Below are 26,841 nucleotides of genomic sequence, written 5' to 3'. Positions count from 1 at the left end.
CTGGGGACAGCCGCCAGCCGCATTCGAAGCAGAAATTTAAACTTACTGGAGGGATATCAATGTCAGAATTTAAACAACAGGAGTTGTTCTGGGGCTGCATGTTCGATGCGGAAGATCGCCCCATTGCATTCCCTTCGTTTCAAATGACAGACTCAAGATTAGAGCACGATGTATCGAGTCCGCCTAACTGTATTCACAGTTCATTGAGATCCGATGTATCCCTGCGCATTATGACCATGACGAATCAATCGCCAATGGCCGTCTATCTGGTTCTCCTGATCGGAATCGAGTGCCTTTTGTACAAATATACGGGGGAAGAGGGCGTTATTGTAGGTGTTCCAACCTTTGAAGACGAAACCGATGAGGACCTTCGTTTGGATCAACTCATGTTAATCAAACAACATATCAATGCGAACAGTACGTTTAAATCCACCTTTCATGAATTGAAACATACGCTGGGCGAAGCGATCTTGAATCAGCATGTTCCCTTCGATAAGATGATCGGGCAGCTGCGTCTGAACTACGATGCGAATCATTTGCCAATGATCCATACGATCGTATCATTAGATCAAATTCACCCCGATCGTTTCAAAGAAACAGTTGCTTCGGATGCTTTATTTCAATTTGACATGGGGGATGACTCTATTCATTTAAAGCTAATTTATAATGAACAAGCTTATGATCGTCAGTATATGATGCAAGTGATCGAACATTTAAATCGTCTTTTCTCGATCATGTTATTTCAACCCGACCTCACCCTCCGCCAGATTGATATTTTGTCCGACGCGGAAACAAATCAACTCCTCGTTGACTATAATCATACGGTAGCTGAATATCCGAGGAATAAGACGATTCATCAGTTATTTGAAGAACAGACAGAACGGACACCGGATCAAGTTGCCATCATCTATGGGGATAAGCAGTTTACGTATCGGCAGCTCAATGAACGGGCCAATCAATTGGCTCGAACGTTAAGGGCCAAGGGCGTGCGGGCGGATCGGCTCACAGCCATCATCAGCGAACATAACATCGAGCTGGTACTAGGAATACTGGCCGTATTAAAAGCCGGCGGCGCCTACGTGCCAATTGATCCGGATTATCCGGGGGATCGCATACAGTATATATTAGACGACTCCAACGCGGAGATCGTCCTGACGCAGAGCCATCTTCAGCAGCGGTTGACCCATGCAGGCACGATCGTGATATTGGATGAGGAAAGTTCTTATCACGAAGAGCACTCTAATCTTGAGCGGAACAGCGATACGAAGGATTTAGCGTATGTGATCTATACATCGGGCTCCACAGGCAAGCCCAAAGGCGTACTCATTGAGCATCAAGGCTTAACCAATTATATTTGCTGGGCTGTCAGGGTATATGTGAAAGGGAAGAAAACCACCTTTCCACTATATTCGTCCATCGCTTTCGACTTAACGGTAACGTCTATTTTTACGCCGCTCATCAGCGGTAATACCATCATTGTCTATGGAGGAGAAAACAAGGCGACATTGGTTTCATCCATTGTACAGGATTCCAGGGTGGATATTATCAAGCTGACTCCGGCTCATTTGCAGTTATTGAAAGAAATGAACATTTCCCATGAGTGCACGGTCCGGAAAATGATTGTAGGCGGTGACAAGTTAAGCACACGCCTGGCCCGGGGCATCAGCGAGCAATTTCAAGATCAAATTGAAATTTTTAACGAGTACGGGCCGACGGAAACCGTTGTCGGATGCATGCTTTATCGTTACGATGCCGCCAAAGACAGCCGCGAATCGGTGCCAATCGGTACGGCCGCGGCCAATATGAACATTTATCTGCTGGATACGGATATGAAGCCGGTACCGATCGGCGTCCCCGGAGAAATGTATATCAGCGGGGCCGGCGTTGCCAGAGGATATTTGAACCGCTCTGAATTAACGGCAGAGAAGTTCGTCAAGCATCCCTTCGTACCCGGAACGAAAATGTACAGAACGGGGGATTTGGCCAGGTGGCTGCCGGATGGGAACATCGAGTATCTCGGAAGAATCGATCATCAGGTGAAAATCCGAGGCTATCGCATTGAAATTGGCGAAGTCGAAGCCGCCTTTTTCCATATACCGTCGATTCAAGAAGCCATCGTTATGGCACAAGAAATCAACGGAGAAACTTCCTTGTGTGCCTATTATACCGCACACCATGCTTTAACCGCAGGCGAGCTCCGGGAACAACTAACCCGGCAGCTTCCTGCCTATATGGTACCTGCTTATTTCGTTCAGTTGAAAGCGATGCCGCTTACTTCCAATGGAAAAATAGATCGTCAGGCGCTGCCTTCTCCAAGCAGGAATCTCACAGGCATGAACTATGCAGCTCCACGCACAGAACTGGAAAAAATACTAGCCGGAATATGGGAGTCGGTATTAGGCGTAGAACGGGTCGGAGTCTCGGATCATTTCTTCGAATTAGGAGGGGATTCGATTAAGTCCATTCAAGTGACCTCAAGTTTATACCAAGCCGGTTATAAACTTGAAATCAAACACTTGTTCAAGTACCCAACGATCTCCGAACTTGTTCCCTACGTAGAGTCGGCAACCCGAATCGCAGAACAAGGAGAAATCAAAGGCCAGGCGCTGCTGACCCCGATTCAGCATTGGTTTTTTGCACAGAAATACCCGGATTTACACCATTATAATCAAGCGGTTATGCTTTATTGGAAAGAAAGGTTGAATGAATCGAAGCTTCGGGAAGTCATGATGAAGATTGTGGAGCATCACGATGCTTTGCGCATGGTCTATGTTCCAACTGAACATGGATACGAAGCTCGAAATCGGGGGATCGATGAAGGAGATCTATTCAGCCTTGAAGTGATCTCTTTATTGGAAGAAAACAATATTGCCCAAGCGATAGAAACGATATCCAATGAGATTCAGCAGTCTATTCATCTAACTGAAGGCCCGCTCATGAAACTGGGATTGTTTCAGTGTCAAGAGGGGGATCATTTGCTGATTGTGATCCATCATTTGGTCATCGATGGCGTTTCATGGAGAATATTAATCGAGGATATAGCGGCTGCTTATGAGCAGCTTCAAAACGGAGAAACGATCCAGCTTCCGAAGAAAACGGACTCCTACCTGTTATGGGCTGAACAGTTGAAACGTTATGCAAGAAGTCCGGAATTTGAAATGAAAAATCAATACTGGTTCGGGCATAAACATATTCCAGCAAATGTATTGCCAAAGGATCATGAGCAGGAGCTTGGTCTGGCCGAAGACCGGGAAACGGTCATCGTCCAATGGACGGTCGAGGAAACCGAGCGTTTATTAAAAAAATCAAACCGGGCTTATACGACTGAAATGAACGATTTATTGCTGACCGGACTTGGCATCGCTATGCATCGTTGGACTGGATATGAAGACATTCTCATCCATCTCGAAGGACACGGCAGAGAGTCTCATTTTTCAGACCTCGATATTTCTCGTACTGTGGGCTGGTTCACAAGCCAATACCCGGTTTTGCTGCAAATCAAGGCAGACCAAGATATCTCACAGCGAATTAAAACGGTGAAAGAAAATTTGCGTCAGATCCCTGAAAAAGGAATAGGTTATGGCCTCATCAAGTATTTGTCCGATCACCCGATGGCTCCGGAATTGACCGGACATCCGGAAATTAGTTTCAATTATCTTGGTCAATTTGATCAAGATTTCCAGAATGGGAGGATCGAGGTATCTCCTTACTCCAGCGGGAAAATAGCCAGCGACAAGCACCCCATGACCTATGCACTTGATATCAACGGTATGATTTCAAACGGCCAATTGTCACTGGCAATCAGTTATTCTGGTAAACAATATCAAAGAGAAACAATCGAAACATGCGCAGATCTCTTAAAAAGCAGTTTGCAACAAGTCATCGAACATTGTGCAGATCAAGAGCAAATTCTGCTGACGCCCAGCGATATTTCGCTAAAAGAAATGACCATTGACGAATTAGATCGATTTGTCCAACAAACACAGCATCTTGGTGAAATTGAAAATATATACCCTTTAACCCCTATGCAGAAGGGAATGTTGTTCCATAGCTTGATCGATTCGGCTTCCGGAGCTTACTTTGAACAAGCCGCTTTTGATCTGAAAGGTCTCTTGAATATCGAGGCATTTACGATGAGTTTGTCGCAGCTGGCCGAAAGACATGACATTCTTCGAACTCATTTTTATACCGAATGGAAAGATCAGCCTTTGCAGATTGTATTCCGCTCCAAGCGGATTGAAACGCTCGTTGAAGATATTCGCAGCATGAACAAGCAGCAACGCAACGAGTTCATTGCCGCTTTTGTACAAAAAGATAAGGCACGAGGGTTCGACCTTACCCGAGATGCTTTAATGCGCGTATCGATCCTGCGAACAGAGGAAGATCAAGCGCGATTGATATGGAGCTTTCATCATATTTTAATGGATGGCTGGTGTTTGCCTCTTATTACGAAAGAAGTGTTTGAAACCTATTATGCGATTCTTGAGCGGAGGAAACCGAAGCGGGGAGCCGTTACTCCGTACAGCCGATATATCGAATGGCTGGATGAACAAGATCACAAGCAAGCAGCAGCCTATTGGCGGGATTATTTGGACGGCTATGAAGGACAAACCGTTTTATTGAAAGAACAGCCTTCCAATCAAGCCAAAGGGTACGAAAAAGGAGAGCATGCGTTTCGCTTAGGAAAGCAGCTCACAGAGGAGATCAAACGGGCCGCAAGCCGACATCAAGTCACCGTCAATACATGGATACAAACCGCATGGGGCTTGTTGCTGCAAAGATATAACGGCAGTCAGGATGTCGTTTTCGGCACGGTCGTATCCGGTCGGCCGGCAGACATTCCGGGTATTGAATCCATGGTCGGTTTATTTATCAATACCATCCCCGTACGTATTGATACTCAACCTGAAATGACAGTCGCACAAGTATTGAAAACGAATCAGGAACGGGCGCTTGCTTCTCAACCATACGAAACATATCCATTGTATGAAATTCAGACTCAAACCGAGCAAAAGCAACAGTTGATCAGTCATATTATGGTATTTGAGAATTACCCGGTCGAGGAACAAATGGAGCATATGAAGCAGGATCACACCGCATTAGACATTATCGATTTTCATTTAGAAGAACATACCCATTACGATTTTAATTTCATTGTGATGCCGGCTGGGGAAACTGAAATTCATTTTGTGTACAATGCCAATGTTTATGATCAAGCAAGTGTCGAGCGGATGCAAGCGCATTTTATGCAAATCATCAAGCAAATGGTGAACGATCCGGCAATTGGCGTCCAAGAACTGGATATGCTTGCGGCAGATGAACGATCGCTCCTCATAGAGACATTTAACGATACTTTGGCCGAGTATCCAAAGGAAAAAACGATTCATCAATTGTTTGAGGAACAAGCGGAACGAACGCCTGAGCAGGTAGCGATTGTTTTTGAGGATAAGAAGCTGACGTATCAGCAGCTCAATGAACGCGCCAATCAATTGGCTCGAACGTTAAGAGCCAAGGGCGTGCGAGCGGATCGGCTCACAGCCATCATCAGCAAACATAACATCGAGTTGGTAGTGGGAATATTGGCCGTATTAAAAGCCGGCGGCGCTTACGTGCCAATTGATCCGGATTATTCAGAGCATCGCATACAGTATATATTAGACGACTCCAACGCGGAGGTTGTTTTGACACAGAGCCATCTTCAGCAGCGGTTGGCCCATGCAGGCACGATCGTTCAATTAGATGAGGAAAGTTCTTATCACGAAGATGCCTCTAACCTTGAACCGCTCAGTCATGCGAACCATTTAGCGTATGTGATCTATACATCGGGCTCCACAGGCAAGCCCAAAGGTGTATTAATTGAGCATCAAGGCTTAACCAATTATATTTGGTGGGCTGCCAGAGTCTACGTGAAGGGGGAGAAAACCACCTTTCCACTATATTCGTCCATCGCTTTCGACTTAACGGTAACGTCTATTTTTACACCGCTCATCAGCGGCAATGCCATCATTGTCTATGGAGGAGAAGACAGGGCAACCTTGGTTTCATCTATTGTACAGGATCCCAGGGTGGATATTATCAAGCTGACCCCGGCTCATTTGCAGTTATTAAACGAAATGAACATTCCCGATGAGTGCAGGATCCGGAAAATGATTGTAGGCGGCGACAAGTTAAGCACACGGCTGGCCCAGGGCATCAGCGAACAATTTCAAGATCAAATCGAAATCTTTAACGAATACGGGCCGACGGAAACAGTCGTCGGATGTATGATTTATTCCTACAATCCGCAGAAAGACAGACGCGAATCGGTGCCAATCGGTACGGCCGCGGCCAATATGAACATTTATCTGCTGGATGCGGGTATGAAGCCGGTGCCGATCGGCGTCCCTGGAGAAATATATATCAGCGGGGCCGGCGTAGCCAGAGGATATTTGAACCGTCCTGAATTAACGGCTGAGAAATTTGTTGAACATCCGTTTGCCGCAGGCGAAAAAATGTACAAAACGGGAGATATCGCCCGGTGGTTGCCGGATGGACATATGGAGTATTTGGGACGAATCGATCATCAGGTAAAAATTCGAGGCTACCGCATTGAAATGGGCGAGATCGAAGCGGCTTTATTGCAAGTGGAATCCGTCAAAGAAGCGGTCGTCATCGCGCTCGAAGAAGAGGGCTCCAAGCAGTTGTGTGCTTACTTGGTAGGAGACGAATCATTAAAAACGCTGCAGCTCAAGCAGCAATTGCTGAACAAACTGCCTGCGTATATGATTCCGGCCTATTTTGTACGGGTAGAGGAGATACCATTAACAGCTAATGGTAAAATCAATCGAAAAGCTTTACCTGCTCCTGATGGAAATATGCCGACCGGAACCGAATATGCGGCACCCAAAACGTTGATTGAAAAGCAGTTGTCCGAGATATGGAAGGACGTTTTAGCTCTTTCTAACCTGGGGATAAAAGATAACTTCTTTGACGTTGGCGGCCACTCGCTCAAAGTATTGCAATTAATTCATCAAATTAACGCGGTCATGGGAATCAAATTGCATTATCACGCCGTTTACGATTCCCCTACCATCGAAACAATGGCAAGCGCCATTCAAGCCGTGGCCTTAGAGGGCAAGACTGACAGCGTATTCGTCAAGTTGAATCAGAATGGTTCGATCCCTGTGTTCTGTTTCCCTCCTTTAATTGGGTATGGGCTGGTTTATAATGAAATGGCGAACAGACTTGATGGCGACTGCGTCGTCTATGCCGCTGATTTTATAGAAGAGCCGTCACATGAGAAACCGATCATCGACCAGTATGTAGAAAGCATGATCAGCATTCAAGAACAAGGACCTTTTGTTTTGCTTGGTTATTCTTCAGGATCGAATTTGGCTTTTGAGGTTGCCAAAGCTTTGGAACAGCGAGGACGCGCCGTATCCGATGTTATGATGTTGGATTCTCAAATCACCACTTCGGTGACTCATTTATCGGAAAAGGAAATCGAAGAGATCGTCTATCTGAATCTCGATATTATTCCGGGTTATTACAAAGAAATATTAACTATTCCTTCGATTAAGGATAAAATTAGAGGCTATCTTGCGTATCATAATCAACTGATCAATTCCGGTGCCATCAACGCCAACATTCATCATTTGTTATGCGGCGATTTGACCGAAAGAGGGTGGACGCAATCAACTGCACAAAATTACATGGAATATGAATTAAAGGGAGACCATGTTACGATCTTTGATCCTCAATATATTGAAGAGAACGTAAATACGATTCGGTCTATTGTAAAAAGTATTGAAGAGCGACATCATGATGAACTTGTACTTCATGAACAACTTTCATTGGTATCGTCTGCGAGAGACACAGATTCTGATCTTTAATTGTTAGCAGGGAATGGACTGAGAATCCGATCCATAAAGGTGATGATGCAGGAACGGAGTCGGCTCAATGGTAACGGGAAATAAAGAAAGAACCTGGTCAAACTGCCCAGGTTCTTTTTATATTGCACAAAAACAGACACGATGATATAATCAGATTACGTCTGCTCACGGTCAAAATGTCATAGATATCCCATCTTATATTTTAATTATACCATGCCGAAAAGCTCTCGTCAAATTTTTTTTCGAAGGAGAGATGTTGAATGAGTTCTTTGGTTCTCGAATTTCACGAAATGGAAAAAACACAGCTTTTGCTCGTTGGGGGAAAAGGGTTAAATTTAGGGGAATTATCAAAAATTCAAGGAATACAAGTACCAGAAGGATTTTGTGTCACAACAGTAGGATATCAAAAAGCCATCGAACAAAACGAAACATTCCAAGCGTTGTTGGATCAACTGACCATGCTAAAAGTGGAAGATCGAGATCAAATTGGTGAAATTAGCAGGAAGATTCGACAACTCATTATGGAAGCAGAAATTCCTTCCGATGTTGTGAAAGCAGTTGCGCACTATCTCTCCCAGTTTGGCGATGAACATGCTTATGCCGTACGTTCTAGTGCGACTGCTGAAGATTTACCACATGCCTCTTTTGCTGGTCAACAAGACACCTATTTAAATATCATCGGAAAAGAAGCAATCTTGCAGCATATCAGCAAATGTTGGGCTTCCCTATTTACGGATCGCGCGGTCATCTACCGTATGCAAAATGGATTTGACCACAGTCAAGTTTATTTATCCGTCATCATTCAAAGGATGGTTTTCCCGCAGGCTTCAGGGATTTTATTTACCGCAGATCCGATGACTTCCAACCGAAAGCTGCTATCAATCGATGCCAGTTTTGGACTTGGAGAAGCGCTGGTCTCTGGCTTGGTATCTGCCGATTGTTATCAAGTACAGGAAGGGGAAATCGTCGATAAGAGAATAGCAACCAAAAAATTGGCGATCTATGGACGAAAAGAAGGCGGAACAGAGACAAAGCAGATCGGTCCTGATCAGCAACAGACTCAAACATTGACTGACCAACAAATTTTACAACTGGCGCGTATCGGAAGACAGATCGAAGCTTATTTCGGCCAGCCGCAAGATATCGAATGGTGTTTGGCCCACGATACATTTTATATTGTCCAGAGTCGGCCAATCACTATTCTTTTCCCGATCCCTAAAGCGAGCGATCAAGAAAATCACGTCTATATCTCTGTTGGTCATCAACAAATGATGACGGATCCCATAAAACCACTGGGATTGTCTTTTTTTCTGTTGACGACTTCTGCACCCATGCGTAAAGCTGGTGGAAGGTTATTTGTTGATGTCACACATAATCTGGCATCACCTGACAGCAGAGAATTTTTATTAAATGGCATGGGACAACACGATCCGCTCTTAAAAGACGCACTTATGACCATAATAGAGCGAGATTTTATAAAATTATTACCAAATAATGATCAAAAAGAACAGAATACAGGTAAAAGCAATAAATCTGCGAGTTCTCAAGCACAAATCGAAAACGATCCGACCATCGTTTCTGATTTGATGAAGCGCAGTCAAACATCGATAGAAGAATTACGACAAAACATCCAAACGAAATCAGGATCGGATTTATTTGATTTTATCCTGGAAGATCTTCAGCAATTAAAGAAGATTTTATTTGACCCGCAAAGTTCAAGTGTGATTAAGGCAGCTATGGATGCTTCAACATGGATCAATGAAAACATGAACAAGTGGTTAGGTGAAAAAAATACAGCAGATACGCTTTCTCAATCTGTACCAAACAATATTACTTCGGAAATGGGTCTGGCGCTATTGGATGTCGCAGATGTGATTCGTCCTTATCCGGAAATCATTGATTATTTACAACATGTGAAAGATGATAACTTTTTGGATGAGCTGGCTCAGTTTGATGGCGGACAGGAAACACAAGACGCTATCTATGCTTATCTTGACAAATACGGAATGCGCTGTGCCGGAGAAATCGATATAACTAGAACTCGTTGGAGTGAAAAACCCATTACACTTGTCCCGTTGATTCTGGGCAACATCAAAAACTTTGCTCCTAATGCCAGCAAACGGAAATTCGAGCAAGGACGGCAGGAAGCTTTGAAAAAAGAACAAGCGTTATTAGATCGCTTGAAGCAATTGCCGAACGGTGAACAAAAAGCCAAAGAAACAAAACGAATGATCGACTTCATCCGGAATTTCAGCGGTTTTAGGGAATATCCCAAATACGGCATGGTGAATCGTTACTTCGTTTATAAGCAAGCTATACTAAAGGAAGCCGAACAACTCGTACAACCGGGCATTATTCCTGAAAAAGAAGATATATACTACCTCACTTTTGAAGAACTTCACGAAGTTGTAAGCACAAAAAAACTAGATTACAAGATCATCAGCAAACGAAAAGACGAGTACAAATTTTATGAAAAACTTACTCCCCCGCGCGTTATCACGTCAGATGGTGAAATCATTGCAGGAGAATACAAACGAGAAAACCTCCCGGACGAAGCGATTGCAGGTCTTCCTGTTTCTTCCGGGGTGATAGAAGGATGGGCGCGTGTCATATTAAAACTGGAAGAGGCTGATCTAGAAGATGGAGATATATTAGTCACCTCCTTTACCGATCCTAGCTGGACGCCATTGTTTGTATCCATAAAAGGCCTGGTCACCGAAGTTGGCGGACTGATGACCCATGGAGCAGTTATCGCACGCGAATATGGCTTACCGGCAGTTGTCGGAGTGGAGAATGCTACCCAACTGATAAAAGATGGGCAACGAATTCGCGTGCATGGAACAGAAGGGTATATCGAAATATTGTAATTGCTTGTCTATTGCACATAAAGGAAAACGAGAGCCTGAGCAACACTAAAGTACGTTGAAATCATCAATAGCCTTATTCAACAAACGAAAGACGATAGTCAACGAACATCATGCAGTTGGTAACATTAAAAAGGAATTCACACTAGCAGAGACAATTGAAAAGAATGAGTTATATGAAAGTTGAGCAGCTGAAAAACCACAATATACAATGATATTGAATCATAATTCAAGCGCGGATATCAATTCAGAATCGATAAAAAAAGAGTCAAAGCGGGCTTCCCATTTTGTCTCTTTTTTTCGTATAGAAAACAAGCTTTGAATTATTTAACTTCAATCTGTCAACAGTCAGTTTAATCAAGTGCTATTTTTTAATTTCCGCTTCATATTAGCTTAAATTCCATAAAATTGTGTTTACAAACTGACCGGTGTCAGTTAAAGTGAATGTGTGAGAAGAAAATAAAAACATCGAGAGGTAGCCAAATGGAATTGAATGTAGAAAAAATACATACTGCAAAAATGTGGTCATTGTCATTTGTTTTTGTGACGTTCTCAAATGCTTTCTTGTTTATGGTATTTGAAATGTTATTGCCGACTTTGCCTTTGTTTGTAACTGCTATTGGAGGAGGGGCAAAACAAGTCGGGCTTGTTACAGGTATTTTTATGATCTCTGCAATTGCTGTTCGTCCTTTTGCAGGGGCATTGGCTTTACGGTTCAATAAAAAATATTTGCTCATTTTTGGAATTGTAATCAGCGCTTTCTCAACAGGCGCATATTACCTGGCGTCTGATGTCAGCGTTTTATTACTCATTCGATTAATACATGGTGCCGGGTTTGGATTGGCGACTACCTATTTTGCGACAATTGCAGCCGAAATTGTTCCTAAAGAGCGCAGGGGTGAAGGAATTGGATATTTTGGAGTAGGTGAGACAATTGCCGTTTCCGTTGGACCTATGATCGGTATCGCGGCTCTGGAGCTTTATGATTTTCAAAGGCTTTTTTTAGGCGGAATGTCGGTTCTTTTGCTGGCGGCACTTATGGCTGTTTTCGTGCGCAGACAGCCGGAAACAGCAGACACTGGCGGAAAGGGAACTGTAAAGTTGAAATTATTGGAAAAACGTGTACTGTTTCCTTCAATTCTTATTTTATTCGTTGGTATTGCTGCATCTGGAATTATGTCTTTCTTTTCGCTCTATGCAATTGAAAAGGGGTTTCATAGTGTCGGAATGTTTTTCTTTTTGATTGCGGGAGCCAGTTTTTTTATACGGCTTATTTCTGGCAGGGTATTTGACCGATACGGAGTGGCTGCCATCCTTATTCCTGCCTCGCTATTTTCAATAGCAGGACTGTCAGTATTATATTTCGCACAAACAAGTGCAATGTTTTTTACAGCGGCTATATGCTACGGGTTTGGGTTCGGTTCAATATTTCCCGCCATCCAAACATGGTGTATAAATCTTGTGGAAGAGCATGAACATGAGGATGCAATGGGAACATTCTTTAACTTCTTCGACATGGGGATTGGCGGAGGCTCGTTGTTATTAGGTTTGGTTGCGACGGTTTATTCCTATCGGGAGATCTATATTACTGCCATTTTCATGTACCTGCTGTTTGTTTTATTATATATTTTATATATCTGCTTGCAGAGAAAAACAGCCTGAAAATGGGGGAGGACAGTATATTGACCAGAGAGAATATAAAACGTACAGCGGTTCGCCAATTTAATGAATTGGGCTTTGAAGGAGTCAAAATGTCGCATATTGCAAAAGAATTGGGAATCAGAAAACAATCTCTCGCTTATCATTTTTCATCAAAAAAAGAGTTGCTGATGGAAATATACCCCGAGATTGTAGAAGAGGAAATTTCATTTATCAATGAATTTTTCGATTCTCGAAAACATATGCCTGCTAAGAATCAAATTTATGACTTTTTAAAAGAAACCCAGGTCCGTTTTCATGCATTGCCAAATGTAGCTTTTTTGCAGGCGATGTCCTTTAAGGCGCCTGCTGAAGTAAGTGATTTTATTTCAGCCCAATATCTTTTATATCTGCATACTTTAAAAGAACGGATTGCGCTTGTTTTTAAGGAATCGGGTATGAACTGTCCGCCTGAGAAGTGTACGATAGGCTTTATTACTCTTTTTGACGGGCTTAACATTCAACTGGTTTACGAAAATAAACAATCATTTGAACGGTCGTTAGAACTATCATTTGATATTTTTTGGTGCGGACTGATAGGTTTATCTGACTTAATTTAGAGAGCTGGAATTCAAGGTTGAAAGTCAGACAGATTAAAATTAAAAAAATGCTTTGGGATTTCACAACATAAGACATAAGGGGCTGCCGGAATCATATAGGTTGACAAGGTGTGTAACGACACAATTATATGTACTTGATGTATGATTGACAGAATTATATGTACATGGGGTGCTAAGAGCACTCCTTTTTTTCTTGCTCTTTTTCAAGTTGAAATAACTTTTATTCGCGGAACTTAGTGAACACTCTTTATTTTAATCTTATTTTTCCTGCTATCGTATGCTGAGGATTGCAAACAGTTTGGCAAGCTATGGTTCCCAGAAACCTGTTTTATCTCTGTCAAGCTGGGTGAAGCGGTCTCACAAACAATTCATTTGCACGGAGAAACAGAATACCGGATTCGTGTTAAGCCAAAGGGCAAGGAACTGTCACCATCATTCCGCCAGGTGATACTAAGCATTCGTCGTTCTTTAACAGCACACAATCTGGATTTACAAAACAAGAAGTGTATTATTACAACGAGAAGTTGCATTAAAAATCTTGCGTGAAAATCAAAATGGAATCAAAGGTATTGAACTCCAAAAGAGATTAGCAAATAACACAAGTACGTCGATCTCCAACATGACAACTAAAACTGTATCCAGAAGTAAAGAAGCCATATCGCGAATACAATTTGGATAATGAATCCTTGAACCAGGAACAATCCCTTCCAACCATATAGAAAAGATGTAATCATATTGCCACCATGTCCTCAAGTCTTCGAGAGGGAACGTTTGTTCCGATGTGATTAACACCTATTTTTTGACCACACCTTTGTGTGGTCTTTTTTAGAATTTCCCAATCACTTATGTTCTTTCTTGAACTAAGATCTTCAAGATTCTGCAGCATTATATATCATAAAAGACTGCTCATCAAAGGATAAACATACGTCAATCAGAGGAACGGAATAATCATAGTGATGAAAGGGAATTGTAGTAAGATAGAGAGCACTCCATACAGAAAGGGATGGTTTGGTTTGATGAAGGAAACAAGCTCGATTCCTCAGCCGAAGACGTTTGGACCGCTCGGCAATCTTCCTTTGATTGATAAAGATAAACCAACCCTGTCGCTGATCAAACTGGCGGAAGAACAAGGCCCGATTTTTCAAATGCACACACCTGCAGGTACGACGATCTTTGTTTCCGGCCATGATTTAGTGGCGGAGGTTTGTGATGAGTCCCGCTTTGATAAAAGCATTGAAGGTGCCTTAGAAAAAGTTCGCGCATTTTCCGGTGACGGCTTGTTTACAAGCTGGACACATGAGCCCAACTGGAGAAAAGCGCACAACATTTTGATGCCGACATTCAGCCAGCGGGCCATGAAGGATTATCATCAAAAAATGGTCGATATCGCCGTTCAGCTGATTCAAAAGTGGGCTAGGCTCAATCCGAATGAAGCAGTCGATATCCCCGCTGATATGACCCGGTTGACGCTGGACACGATTGGGTTATGCGGGTTTAACTATCGCTTTAACAGCTACTACAGAGAAACACCCCATCCATTTATCAACAGCATGGTGCGTGCGCTTGATGAAGCGATGCACCAGATGCAGCGGCTCGATTTTCAAGATAAGCTCATGGTGAGGACAAAGCGACAATTTCATCATGATATCCAAACGATGTTTTCGTTAGTCGACAGCATTATTGCGGAGCGCAAGGCGGATGGGGATCGGGATGAAAAAGATTTGCTCGCCCGGATGCTGAAGGTGGAAGATCCTGAAACCGGAGAAAAGCTTGATGATGAAAATATCCGTTTTCAGATCATTACGTTTTTAATTGCCGGACACGAAACAACGAGCGGTCTGCTTTCGTTTGCGATCTACTTTTTATTGAAGCACCCCGACAAATTGAAAAAGGCGTATGAAGAGGTTGACCGGGTGCTGACGGATGCAACGCCGACCTACAAACAAGTGCTTGAGCTTACATACATCCGGATGATTTTAAATGAATCCCTGCGTTTATGGCCGACGGCTCCGGCTTTCAGCCTGTACCCAAAGGAAAATACAGTGATTGGCGGAAAATACCCGATTACAACCAAAGACAGAATTTCTGTATTAATTCCGCAGCTTCACCGTGATCAAGACGCATGGGGAGAGGATGCCGAGCAATTTCGTCCTGAGCGGTTTGAAGACCCGGATCAAGTGCCTCATCATGCTTACAAGCCGTTCGGAAATGGACAGCGGGCTTGTATTGGCATGCAGTTTGCCCTGCATGAGGCTACACTTGTGCTGGGCATGATTTTAAAATATTTCACATTGATTGATCATGAGAATTACGAGCTTGATATCAAGCAAACTCTGACACTTAAGCCCGGTGATTTTTATATCACAGTTCAAACGCGAAATCAGGAAGCGATTCATGCCGGCGTCCCGTCGTCGGAAAAAGCAGTTCACGATGAACAAAAGGGCAAACAGGAAACGAAGAGTGCTTCGGTTATCGGTCTCAACAACCGTCCGTTTCTCGTACTGTACGGCTCTGATACCGGCACCGCGGAAGGCGTCGCTCGGGAGCTTGCAGATACAGCAAGTCTTCACGGCGTAAGGACTGAGGTGGCGCCCCTGAACGATCAGATTGGCAAGTTGCCGAAAGAGGGAGCCATTGTGATTGTCACCTCTTCTTACAATGGAAAACCCCCAAGCAATGCGGGGCAGTTTGTGCAGTGGCTTGAAGAAATACAGCCAGGTGAGCTGGAGGGTGTCCATTATGCGGTTTTTGGCTGCGGAGATCATAACTGGGCGAGCACGTATCAGTACGTTCCGCGAACCATTGACGAGCAGCTTGCGGAAAAAGGGGCGACCCGTTTTTCTGCACGCGGAGAGGGAGATGTGAGCGGTGATTTCGAAGGACAGCTTGACCAGTGGAAAAAAAGCATGTGGTCGGATGCCATCAAAGCCTTCGGACTCGAGCTTAATGAAAACGCTGATAAAGAGCGAAGCACGCTGAGCCTTCAGTTTGTCAGGGGGCTGGGAGAATCCCCATTAGCCCGGTCGTATGAAGCGGTTCACGCATCCATTGTGGAAAATCGTGAACTCCAGTCCGTAGACAGTGGCCGCAGCACCCGCCATATTGAAATTGTGCTGCCTCCTGGCGTCGAGTACCGGGAGGGCGATCACCTTGGCGTTCTGCCAAGCAACAGCCGGACAAATGTCAGCCGGATTCTTCACAGATTCGGCTTAAAAGGAACTGACCAAGTTACACTGACGGCAAGCGGGCGCAGCTCCGGCCATCTGCCTTTGGATCAGCCTGTCAGGCTGCATGACCTGCTCAGCTACAGCGTCGAGGTGCAGGAAGCGGCAACAAGGGCCCAAATACGGGAGATGTCCGCATTTACCGTCTGCCCTCCTCATAAACGTGAATTAGAAGATATGACGGAAGAGGGCGATTATCAGGAACAAGTTTTGAAAAAACGGATCTCCATGCTGGATCTGCTCGAAACATATGAATCATGTGAAATGCCGTTTGAACGGTTTTTAGAGCTTTTACGCCCGTTAAAACCGCGGTATTATTCGATTTCAAGCTCTCCGCGGGTGAATCCGGAACAAGCCTCGATTACTGTAGGCGTTGTGCGCGGGCCGGCTTGGAGCGGCCGCGGCGAATATCGCGGAGTGGCATCGAATGACTTGGCAGAGCGCAAGGCGGGAGATGATGTCGTGATGTTTGTCCGCACACCGGAATCCCGATTTCAGCTTCCGGAAAACCCTGAAACACCAATCATCATGGTGGGGCCGGGAACAGGGATTGCGCCATTCCGCGGGTTCCTGCAAGCCCGGTCAGCTTTAAAACGCGAGGGAAAAACGCTCGGCGAAGCCCATCTCTATTTCGGCTGCAGAGACGACCGCGATTTTATTTACCGAGATGAACTTAAGCAGTTTGAACAAGACGGAATTGTTACTGTACACACGGCTTTTTCCCGCAAAGAAGGCATACCGAAAATGTACGTTCAGCACCTTATGGCAAAGCATGCGGAAACCTTAATTTCGATCCTCGACCGCGGCGGCCGGCTTTATGTATGCGGTGACGGCAGCAGGATGGCGCCTGATGTAGAAGCCACGCTACAAAAAGCGTATCAGTCTGTTCATGGCACCGGCGAACAAGAAGCGCAAAATTGGCTCAGACATCTTCACGACACCGGCATATATGCAAAAGATGTTTGGTCAGGGATGTAAGAAATGAAGGCTGGAGACATCCAGTCTTCAGCTTGTAGAGAAAACCAAAACCATGTATTTTCTATAAGCCATGATATCTAAAGCCAGCGTTTCTCCCTAGATTAACCGATCATTCTTTGGGTTAGATCAATATTTGTACCAGACTAATTCACAGTTCGAACAAATAACAGCATAATGTTCAGGTCTTGGTGTTACTTTAGTGAAGGGAGGTACACAATTCTGTCACTGAAAATGACAAAATTGTATTACCCTGATGTGCTATTGACAGAATTATGTGTACATAATGAGCGATAACACCACATTAATTAAAATTTGAGATGACGGTCGTTTTTATTTCAATATAGTGGTCAGCCAAGTTTGTATGAAGAGTACCCAAGAAACGATAGCAATAACTCGCTTGAAATGATTATTCGCTGGATGATCTCTTTTCAAATTATATTATTGTGAGAAGGGGACTGAAAATCCAAATGACAGATAGTTGTACTCGATCTTTCTTTCCCTAGTTTACATAATATATATTCTCGGAAGTTATAAAAGATTGCTGAAAAACAATGTCTCAAGATCACAACAGAATTTTCTTGTCTCAAAAATTAAAGTATGCTTAGATATTGAGACAAAATAAAAAAATATTAAGATTCCATTTAATCATCGTGTATTTTTGGCCACAGAATTTAATCCTGCTTTCTTTTATCTGGAACGACTTAATCTCAAGCGTTTTTCAAACTCTTTTCTTTCTCCGTCTTTCGCAGATTCACCAAGTCTACTGTGCAGCGTATATATCAGAGTGTCATACCAGCCTTGCTTCAAAGCTCTAATGACTGCTCAGGCCTGCCAGCTGATGAATATCCGCATGCCAAGCAGAAAATAATTCCATTCATCTAAGGGCTTGTTTCATATATTTGTTTTCTTCTGTCAACTGTTCATTATATCGTCATCTCTTGTCTCTGACAGCATATCTACCGCCATACGCTTCATTTTTGCATCAGAGGATGACACTGGCTGCGATAATTTGCTGTAAAGCTCAGTTTCAAATGTAAAAATGGTTTCGGGAAAAACATTTTCAAATCTTCCTCAACAACCTGTTTCCATGCAGCAAAATGGCGCTGAGGATCGCCTATTAGATAAAAAATTTCCTGTTCTGCCCAGACAAATGCACAGTTAGAGTGCTCCAGATCATCAGCATACATGCGGCCTTTGTTATGGCCAGCAAGTATACAGTGCTGCCTCAATTGAAATCCCTTTCAACATTTATTGATGAACCGCATACACATCAATTTCTTTTCCCCACTTATGGATGTTCTTTTCCAGCGTCATACCGATTCGTTCAGCGACTTTCCTGGAAGGCGTGTTATTTACGTCTATTAAAGAAATGAGCTTTGCATGCCGCAATTCTTCAAATCCGTAGCGTTTGCATGCCGCGGCTGCTTCGGTTGCATAGCCGTTGCCCCAGACGCGCCTTTTAAACAAATAGCCGATTTCCATTTCACTTGATCTTTCAACTTCCTGGGGAATGATTCCGCATTGGCCTAAAAATTCGCCTGTTTGTTTATCTTCTGCAACCCAAAGGCCGACTTCGTGCTTTTCGTAGTTTTCTAAAGTCCAGTCGATCCATGCGAATGTCTGTTGTTTATCTTTTGTTGACGGGTAGTATTCCATTGCTTTCGGGTCTGAAAAGATCTCCAGTAAGTTTTCGGCATCACCGCGCGTCATTTTTCGCAGAATGAGCCGTTCCGTACTCAAAATGATTTGTTTCATATTTCTCCTCTCCTGAGGAAGCTTATCGCGAGGTTAGTTCATGATAAACCGTTTCTAATTCCTCCATTGTTATATCTCCGTATGCACATTTAATCACGGCGTCCGCAAACTCATCGTAGTCATCATCAGTAGAAAAGCCTTGCTGCAGTTTTTGGGCGTATGATTTGATTGTTTCTTTTTGCTTCTGAATGTCGCGCTGTTTCCCCGGGTAGTCAGGGCCATTGATCATATCGCTGTTTTCTTTGACCAGCATCATATACTGTTTCACAATTCCATCCATGTATTCACCCCCCTTTTCAATACATTTCAAAAATCTTCCTCTCTCTGTCATTATAGTATATCATGAAAACGGACACCAATCTTGGTGTCCGTCAAAATGGCAGAGAACTATTTGGGTTCTGTTCCCCAAATCAGTTTTCCGTTTTCATATAATGTGATCTTTTTCGTATCTTTAAACGTGTTTGAATTTAAAAAGGAATAATCGCCGCTTTGCGCGTAATTGCTCCAGTCATCGTTGTGCAGGCGAATCTGGATTTCCCCGGTGCTTGACCCTGGAGACAGCGTTCCATTTTTAAAGCCGAGTTCAAGATAAGTGTTCGCGCCTTTTACGGATTTATTTAATTTCACGAATTTGTGTGTTAAGCTGCTGCATCCGATCTGCGCATAGTCACAATCGAAGTTTTGTCCTTTGTTGTTTGCTTTATACCAGTAGCGGACGGTCAATTTGTTTAGTGATACGGTTTTGTTGCTGTTGTTTTTAATATTGAGCTGCGGACGAATTTGGTTGCCGTTTACATTGCCGTCACCTGCTCTGTATTGTACGGTTATTGCTTTTTTCTGGGTGCTGTTGTCTTGATCGGACTTATCTTTGCCTGGATTTTTCTGATCAGAATCTTTTGAATCTGAATCAGAATTGTTGTCTCCAGATGAGTTTTTGGAGCCGCGGATATTCTCCCTTACAAACTTTCCGGATTCGGATAAATCTGATTGTGACCAGCCCCCCGTTTTAGATGCGCCCGGATTTAAAGAGGCTGATGACTCCTGTTTATCCGAGAGGTTCCAGTTCACCCAGCTGATCTTCTTGCTGTCCAAAAATTTTAGCCATTCGCGGGACTGATCAAGGAATACCCCGCCGTTTCCGGAAGCATCGCTTGTTCCCCATTCAGTAACGAAAATCGGCGCTCCTTTGCTGAGTGCGTCATTTGCTTTGTCCCTTAAAAACTGGCCGTGTGTACCTGCATAAAAATGGAGCGCGTACATGACATTGTCGTCCTTCAGCTGATTGTTGGCTGCATCATTGACATCCTGGCTCCAAGTACCGGTGCCGACGATCACGATGTTATCCGGGTCATTCTTGCGGATGACTGACAACACTTCTTCCGCGTAAGGTTTGATATCACGGTTCCAGTTCACATCGCCGTTCGGTTCATTGGCGATTTCATAAATGACGTTCGGCGTGTTTCCGTATAAATTTGACATTTCCTTAAAAAATTCTTTTGCCTTGGCTTTGTTTTGGTTCGGATTGCCGTCGCTTAAAATATGCCAGTCAATGATCACATATATTCCGAGCTCTTTTGCCGCTTCAACTGCTTCTTTAACTTTATTTTTTACAGACGGATTATCAACATAGCCGCCCTCACCCGTATACATTGCCGCGCGGAAAACATTGATACCCCAGTCGTCTCTCAGCCATTTTAGACTGTCTTCATTGACGTAATCGCCAAACCACTGCAAACCGTGGGAACTGATGCCTTTCAGCTGAATCGCGTTTCCGTTTTGATTGACAAGCTGTGTTCCTTTTAGCTTAAGCTGTCCGTTTGCTGAGACAGGTGTTTTCGAAGCTGCTGATGCCGCTGGCACGAATGCGCCGCCGATAACAAGAGCCGCCGTCATGAAACATGTGATCAGGACAGAAACTGTACGTTTAATAGATGACATTCTTTTTCCTCCATTATGATATTTTGAAACATACTTTTTTTACCAGTCGTTTCTCACCTCTTTCTCGCTTTTCATACGAACCGATTGTAAAGAAACTCTTAAATAATTGTCTATCAACCATATTTCTTGTTTTTAGCGCCTTTAAAAATCTATCTATTTCCTCTTTTCGTATGTATTGGGTGGCCGGAATGCTAATGACAGCCATTGATGAAAGACGATGATCCAGGACTTTATGCATTTATTTTCTTTGAATTTACAATTTTAAGAATCGAAATAATTAAAATATTATGCAGATACCTCTTATGAAAAAAGGCGCTTTAGGAAAAATGCGCTAGAAAAAGTTCGCAAATTTGCCACGATTCACCCGGTTATTTGTGTCGCTTTGTTCAAAAAAAATAAAACCACCCGCTTTTCTTAAAGAAAAGGAATGGTTTATTTTTTCAAATCAGATAAAAAACCGACGAGCTTTGTACCGACACCAACAAACGTTTCAAGGATCGCCTGTGCTCCCGCTATCGACAAAATCAAAATAACCGGAATGCTGGCGTCTGGAATGAATAAATACCCGAGTCCGATAATGATGGCACACCAAATACCGGCGCACCAATAGCAATTCAACAAATAGCCGAAGTTTGATTTCGGCACTTTTTTCGTGTCCACATGACCTTGTTCATCAATGGTTTTCTTTTTCTTCATGAATGGTTTCCGGATAAACTCCGTGATTTTATCAAAGACAATTAAATGAGTCAGCCGATAGCTGGCGAGAATCAGCATAGCAAACGTGAGCCAGGATATGTCCTCCATCTTGGGCCTCCAAATACGAAAGTTATTGTTAGGTATTCCCGATTCTCGCTGACTTATTGCTTTTCGTGCGATTTTTTCTAAATGTGATGTAGATCACGATTCGCCGCCCGCAAACGCGTTACATTTAACCCATAACATCAATATGAACATCAGGAGGTTTTTTGGATGGATACAGTATTTGATCAAAGCACAAAAACCGGTGATATTGTGACACGTTTTCCTAGAGCAAGCCAGCTTCTCAAGGAATACCGTATCGATTTTTGCTGCGGCGGGAACCGCCCGATTGGTGAAGCTATAGAAGAACAAAAATTAAATGAAGAAGAAATTTTATCGAAAATCAACACACTATACCAAGAAACAAAAGCGTTAAATGAAAAAGAAACGAACTGGAACGAAGCCCCCTATTCTCGGCTGATTGACTACGTCATCCAGACACATCATGCCTATCTGTATGACGTGTTGCCTGAACTGTCCGGCTTTGTCACAAAAGTGTACCGTGTTCATGGCATCCATCATCCGGAGCTTGGCCAGGTTCATCAATTGTTTCACCAGCTGAAAGCGGAATTGGAGCACCATTTGATCCAAGAGGAAGAACAGATTTTTCCGAAGATCGTCGCTTATGAACAGACAAATTCAGAAGCCAGCTTAACCGAAGCCGTCCAAGCGATCGACGTGCTGGAACAAGAGCATGAAGCTTGCGGCAACATATTGAAGGAACTGAGAAAAGTGACGAATGATTATGCCCTTCCAGAAGGAGCTTGCACGACGTATACACTGACTTACTTAAAACTCGATGAATTGGAGACAGACATTTTTCAGCACATTCATTTAGAAAATAATATTTTGTTTCCGCGCCTGGAAGCGGAAGCAAATCGGTAATGCAAAAAGGACAGAGGATTTTCAAAATCCCCTGTCCTTTTTTATTTAATCGGCTAAAGCAAATGTCTTTTTCTCCTTCTTGATACGTCAGTTTGCGGAGATTGGAATAGCTCTTAATGCTGAAAATCATCAGGATCACCATACCGGCTAAAAAGACCGTATTCGTAAAAGCCCTCCAAGTAAGCAGCGTTCACACCGCATCCTGCTGCAAAAATTCGGGTGCCTCTTAAACTCCCCATCTTCAAATCCTTTTTTACGTTTATTTATGACTTTTTAATTTAGATACTCCTAATACTAAAATCGGAACTACTAAACCCATCGTTCCAAAATAAAAAAACATCCATTTGATAAACTCACCGGTGTATACAATATTTGGGTAAATAATTATGGAGAGAACAACCAATATCATCCCTAAAGGAAAAGTCAAGACCCTATAATCCTTTAGCTTCAAAGTATGAGCCAGGGATAAAGCAGACGCATAGTAGCAAATCGCTAATTTAATGAATATGGAAATGAACCAAATACCCGCCATTATCGGTTCAAGGCGCTGCAGAAAATCTCCTATATTAATTTTTCTTGAAAGAGTATACGTCGGGAAAAATTGCCTAGCTGTCATATCTACACCAAGAACCAATATTGAAACAGCTGTAAATAGAATTAATAACATTCCTGCTTTAATTGCCCCTGAAAAGAAATTTTTTTCTACCTCTTTCTTCTTATGAACATAAGGCATAATCATAAGAAAAACAGAAAACTGAAAAAAAGGAACGGCGATAAATGGAAAACTTGCGAGAGTGATGGTTTTTAGTCTGCTCTCAAAAAGAGGTTGTATATTTGAAAATTGAAATTGAGGAATAAGTGCGATCAACAGCAATAACATCAAAATGATTAACAATGGATAAAATATCTCGGCTGAACGGGCCAACGTCTCCAATCCTAAACGAACCCCCATGATCACAACAAGAATAAAAATTATTAAGATAGATTGTAAAGGGGTTTCTGGCATAATAACCGTTAATAAGAAGTCACCCACATCCCGAAGAACAAAGGCAGAAACCATGAAAAAATTAAAGAAAAATGCTAAATTAACTATCGTCCCTGCCCATTTTCCTAAAATAACTTCGATATATTGAGCAAAATTCAAGTCAGGATAAAGCTTTGCAACCGAAGTAACAAGCTTAACAATCAATAAACCAATTCCTACTCCAAATCCTGAAGCAATCCAAGCATCCTGTTTCGCTTCAGCAGCAAGTGACGCAGGAATGTAAAGGACAGAACTGCCTATGGTAAATATGAAAACAAATATCTGAAATTGCCTTGCCGATATCATACCATTTTCAAGCATCCTTACACCTCATCCAGTAAATCCCTACCCTATTCACCTAATAGTATTAGCTAATCAATTAATTAATAAACATTACTACCCTAAGTGAAAAAAACGCAACATAGATTTCCGTTTTTATTAAGTCTTTTTTTGAATATGAATACCGAGGGGACATGATCAAAATCAGCAAAGGAGGGCACGAATAACCCGGTTTCCAGCTTCACTCGCTGCCGGGTAATCAGTTTTCATCTATCCTTAAATACTTAACGGCCGAATTTAATAAAAAATGCGGCTTCACGTTCTTCTCCTTCCATAAATACAAACATTCTCGGCTGATAGACGCGTTGTTTGAACTCATCATCATTCAGCTCGCTGAAAATCATAAATTGCTTCAGAAACGTCACTTCATCCTTATGTCATGTCATAGTCGCCGCTGCTTTTTCTTCCACCACTATAAAGACAGAGGACTTTCTAAATCCCCTGTCCTTTTTCATCTAATCGTCTAAAGCAATATCTTTGACAGGCAGCGCTTCTCCTTCTTTATGCGTCGGTTTGCGGAGATGGAACAATGCCTTGATGCTGAAAATCAACAGCAGCACAATGCCGACTAAAAAGATGGTATCGGGAACAGCCCGCCATGTAAGCAGCGACTGGACCACATCCTGCTGCAAAAATTCAGGCGCCCTTGAGCTCCAATAGCCCTCTTCAAACGCTTTTTTCAATTGAAGAAAACCGACTGGAAGCAAGTTGATAAAGACCATTCCAAACAAGCCGATATTCAGCGTCCAGCATGCTATTTTCAGCAATTTGTCATTCCAAGCGCGAGGCTTGACGATATTGCGCAATGTGTACAGCCATACGGCAATGGCGAACATGCCGTAAACCCCCATCATCGCTCCGTGGCCATGGGCAGGCGTTAAAAATTGGCCGTGCTCAAAATAGCTGACGGCAGGCAAGTTGATTAAAAAGCCCAATACGCCTGCACCGACAAGATTCCAAATGGCCGTTGAAATCAAAAACCAAAATGTTGATTTATATGGGAAGTAATGTCCCCCATCCCTCATCATCTTGTATTGTTCATATGCTTCCAGCACAAGCAGAGTAAGCGGAATAACTTCAAGACAGGAGAAAACCGAACCGAGCCCGATCCATATTTCAGATGATCCATTGTAATAGTAATGGTGGCCGATTCCGATCACACCGCTTCCCAAAAGCAATATCAGCTGAAAATAGAGCGCTCTGACGGTCGATTTTTTCGTCACCAAATTCATTTGCACCAATAAAAAGCCGATAACAACGACGGCGAACACTTCAAAGATCCCTTCCACCCATAAGTGGATGATCCACCACCGCCAAAAATCGGACATCGTGATGCTTGTACCAGGGTTGAACATAAAGGCGGCTCCGTAAAACAGCGGAATGGCGATGGATGAATAAAACAGCAAATGAATCAAACCGCCTTTATCGGTTTCTTTTTTGAGGCCGCGTTTAATGCCCCTGAATACGATAAACAGCCAAATCAGCATACCCAGCGCAAGAATGATCTGCCAGAAGCGGCCGAGTTCAATATATTCCATTCCTTGATGGCCGAATAAAAACCAATTGTTCCCTAAATATCCTTTTGCACCGAGCCATTCGCCGGCGATCGAGCCTCCGACAAGAAAGATCAGCGCCCAGAAGAGAATATCGACGAACAAGCCTTGTTTTTTCGGCTCCCTGCCTCCGACGAGCGGCGCCGCAAAAATTCCCATGCCGAGCCATGACGTCGCAATCCAAAAGATCGCAAGCTGCAGGTGATATCCTTTTGCAATGCTAAAAGGAAGCAGGTCCCTGATCCAATCGATTCCAAAAAAGCTGTCGGGTTCGATATAATAGTGGGCGAGCAGAGCCCCGAGCATGGCCTGGACAAAGAACAGCAGCGAAACAACAGCGAAATATTTTCCCGTTTTAACTTGAGACGCCGTCAGCGGCTGCTTCTCCAAATTAAATACCGGAAACTTCCCGTCTTCATAAGCCTCCTTCATTCCCAGCTTGTAGCGGTAAAACACGAATAATATAATGCCGACAAACAAAATGAGAATCGTGACGCTGGCGCCGCTCCACCAAACCGCGGCAAATGACATTGTATTGCCTGCCTCTTCATCATACGGCCAGTTGTTTGTATAGGTAATGTCATCCCCAGGCCTTAACGTGCTGGACAGCCATGCCGTCCAAAAGATGAAGTCAGAAACCTGTGTGATCTGGTCCTCGTTCGTGACCCATGCCCTGTTGTGGTCAGGCATATGGCTTTCCTTGATCAGCCCCGGTTCAAGACCCCATCCGTCTCCCTTTGTAAACACTTCGCGGTAATGATCCCGGACTTGATGTAAGCCATATACCTGGGCCTGTGTCAGTTGCAGCTTGTCCGATCCTTTATCATAACGGTTTTTTTTCATTTCGCGAATCACTTGATTCCGGATCACATTTTGCTTTTCTTCCGAAAGGTTATTAAAGCTTTCGCCATACTGCTTGTCCGCTTTAAAGCTCTGCATCCCCTCTGTATAGACTTTCAGCGCTTCTGCTGTATAATCAGGCCCCATGTAAGATCCGTGCCCCAAAATAGTCCCGTAATCCATTAAAGCATATTTTTGAAAGACTGCCTGTCCGCCCTTGATTGACGATTTTGTCATCAGCACTTCGCCGTTTGGATCTGACACTTCAAGCGGTCTTGGCGCAAGTCCCTTAAAAATCCAATAGCCCCCTAATAACAGCACCGAAAAACTTGCAATCAGCGTAAAGACAAGAACAGATTTCAAGAAGCCGTTCTTTGTCGTCTTCTTCTCTGGTACCGTCTCCCTTTGAACTTCCATCATGGTTCACTCCTTTCTTATTTGCATGTCCTAAGATACTGGATATACAGTACAGCAGTTGTGAACCAGATCACTTTAAAAATGGCAGATTTGTGAA

15 protein-coding genes are annotated in these 26,841 nt (G+C 43.3%); 7 read left to right on the top strand and 8 right to left on the bottom strand.

Annotated features, from left to right (window positions below):
- Positions 1-59: 59 nt before the first annotated feature.
- The 6 genes from BTA30_RS09270 (at position 60) to BTA30_RS09250 (ending at position 17,195) form a co-directional block, all read left to right on the top strand.
- Positions 60-7,871: a non-ribosomal peptide synthetase gene (locus BTA30_RS09270; RefSeq protein ID WP_076760977.1), complete on the top strand. Its 7,812-nt coding sequence runs from the start codon at positions 60-62 to the stop codon at positions 7,869-7,871.
- 260 nt (positions 7,872-8,131) lie between these two features.
- Positions 8,132-10,738: a phosphoenolpyruvate synthase gene (gene ppsA / locus BTA30_RS09265; RefSeq protein WP_076760976.1), complete on the top strand. Its 2,607-nt coding sequence runs from the start codon at positions 8,132-8,134 to the stop codon at positions 10,736-10,738.
- A gap of 480 nt (positions 10,739-11,218) precedes the next feature.
- Entirely contained in the window at positions 11,219-12,397 is a 1,179-nt protein-coding gene (locus BTA30_RS09260) for an MFS transporter (protein ID WP_076760975.1), read from the top strand.
- Between the two features lie 20 nt (positions 12,398-12,417).
- A complete protein-coding gene (locus tag BTA30_RS09255; protein WP_076760974.1) occupies positions 12,418-12,993 on the top strand; it encodes a TetR/AcrR family transcriptional regulator in 576 nt (191 codons plus the stop codon).
- A gap of 481 nt (positions 12,994-13,474) precedes the next feature.
- The gene (locus tag BTA30_RS24420) at positions 13,475-13,672 is read left to right on the top strand and encodes a Rok-like winged helix domain-containing protein (protein WP_434061759.1); all 198 of its coding nucleotides are present in this window, start codon (positions 13,475-13,477) and stop codon (positions 13,670-13,672) included.
- 337 nt (positions 13,673-14,009) lie between these two features.
- Positions 14,010-17,195: a bifunctional cytochrome P450/NADPH--P450 reductase gene (locus BTA30_RS09250; RefSeq protein WP_076760973.1), complete on the top strand. Its 3,186-nt coding sequence runs from the start codon at positions 14,010-14,012 to the stop codon at positions 17,193-17,195.
- Positions 17,196-18,166: 971 nt separating this feature from the next.
- Here BTA30_RS09250 and BTA30_RS09245 read toward each other — a convergent pair.
- From BTA30_RS09245 to BTA30_RS09225, 5 genes are all read right to left on the bottom strand, one after another.
- Positions 18,167-18,424, bottom strand: coding sequence for a hypothetical protein (locus BTA30_RS09245; protein ID WP_076760972.1), 258 nt, complete (start codon positions 18,422-18,424; stop codon positions 18,167-18,169).
- 19 nt (positions 18,425-18,443) lie between these two features.
- Positions 18,444-18,950, bottom strand: a complete 507-nt coding sequence (locus BTA30_RS09240; protein ID WP_076760971.1) for a GNAT family N-acetyltransferase — start codon at positions 18,948-18,950, stop codon at positions 18,444-18,446.
- Positions 18,951-18,972: 22 nt separating this feature from the next.
- Positions 18,973-19,230, bottom strand: a complete 258-nt coding sequence (locus BTA30_RS09235) for a YnfE family protein (protein WP_076760970.1) — start codon at positions 19,228-19,230, stop codon at positions 18,973-18,975.
- 107 nt (positions 19,231-19,337) lie between these two features.
- The gene (locus tag BTA30_RS09230) at positions 19,338-20,879 is read right to left on the bottom strand and encodes a cellulase family glycosylhydrolase (protein WP_076760986.1); all 1,542 of its coding nucleotides are present in this window, start codon (positions 20,877-20,879) and stop codon (positions 19,338-19,340) included.
- A gap of 441 nt (positions 20,880-21,320) precedes the next feature.
- A complete protein-coding gene (locus BTA30_RS09225; protein ID WP_076760969.1) occupies positions 21,321-21,692 on the bottom strand; it encodes a DUF1360 domain-containing protein in 372 nt (123 codons plus the stop codon).
- Positions 21,693-21,857: 165 nt separating this feature from the next.
- On the opposite strand from BTA30_RS09225, the gene ric reads away from it, so the two are divergent.
- A complete protein-coding gene (gene ric, locus BTA30_RS09220; RefSeq protein ID WP_076760968.1) occupies positions 21,858-22,571 on the top strand; it encodes an iron-sulfur cluster repair di-iron protein in 714 nt (237 codons plus the stop codon).
- Between the two features lie 259 nt (positions 22,572-22,830).
- Here the strand turns inward: ric and BTA30_RS09215 are convergent, their stop codons facing one another.
- The 3 genes from BTA30_RS09215 to BTA30_RS09210 all read right to left on the bottom strand — a co-directional run bounded on the left by BTA30_RS09215 (position 22,831) and on the right by BTA30_RS09210 (position 26,744).
- On the bottom strand, positions 22,831-23,916 hold the full coding sequence (locus tag BTA30_RS09215; RefSeq protein WP_076760967.1) for a GerAB/ArcD/ProY family transporter: 1,086 nt from the start codon (positions 23,914-23,916) through the stop codon (positions 22,831-22,833).
- 242 nt (positions 23,917-24,158) lie between these two features.
- Positions 24,159-24,299 carry a hypothetical protein gene (locus BTA30_RS22740; RefSeq protein ID WP_239693688.1) on the bottom strand — a complete coding sequence of 47 codons (141 nt, stop codon included), beginning with the start codon at positions 24,297-24,299 and terminating at the stop codon, positions 24,159-24,161.
- Between the two features lie 90 nt (positions 24,300-24,389).
- Complete coding sequence (locus BTA30_RS09210; protein ID WP_076760966.1) at positions 24,390-26,744, bottom strand: nitric-oxide reductase large subunit; 2,355 nt, start codon at positions 26,742-26,744, stop codon at positions 24,390-24,392.
- Positions 26,745-26,841 lie beyond the last annotated feature (97 nt).

This window comes from Bacillus swezeyi (genome assembly GCF_001969815.1).
Taxonomy (GTDB): domain Bacteria; phylum Bacillota; class Bacilli; order Bacillales; family Bacillaceae; genus Bacillus; species Bacillus swezeyi.
This window is presented reverse-complemented; position numbering and strand designations above follow the sequence as displayed.

Excerpts from the sequence above, each read along its gene's own strand:
- BTA30_RS09270 (WP_076760977.1), top strand. The coding sequence starts at position 60 with ATGTCAGAATTTAAACAACAGGAGTTGTTCTGGGGCTGCATGTTCGAT.
- ppsA (WP_076760976.1), top strand. The coding sequence starts at position 8,132 with ATGAGTTCTTTGGTTCTCGAATTTCACGAAATGGAAAAAACACAGCTT.
- BTA30_RS09260 (WP_076760975.1), top strand. The coding sequence starts at position 11,219 with ATGGAATTGAATGTAGAAAAAATACATACTGCAAAAATGTGGTCATTG.
- BTA30_RS09250 (WP_076760973.1), top strand. The coding sequence starts at position 14,010 with ATGAAGGAAACAAGCTCGATTCCTCAGCCGAAGACGTTTGGACCGCTC.
- BTA30_RS09240 (WP_076760971.1), bottom strand. The coding sequence starts at position 18,950 with ATGAAACAAATCATTTTGAGTACGGAACGGCTCATTCTGCGAAAAATG.
- BTA30_RS09235 (WP_076760970.1), bottom strand. The coding sequence starts at position 19,230 with ATGGATGGAATTGTGAAACAGTATATGATGCTGGTCAAAGAAAACAGC.
- BTA30_RS09225 (WP_076760969.1), bottom strand. The coding sequence starts at position 21,692 with ATGGAGGACATATCCTGGCTCACGTTTGCTATGCTGATTCTCGCCAGC.
- ric (WP_076760968.1), top strand. The coding sequence starts at position 21,858 with ATGGATACAGTATTTGATCAAAGCACAAAAACCGGTGATATTGTGACA.
- BTA30_RS09215 (WP_076760967.1), bottom strand. The coding sequence starts at position 23,916 with ATGCTTGAAAATGGTATGATATCGGCAAGGCAATTTCAGATATTTGTT.
- BTA30_RS09210 (WP_076760966.1), bottom strand. The coding sequence starts at position 26,744 with ATGGAAGTTCAAAGGGAGACGGTACCAGAGAAGAAGACGACAAAGAAC.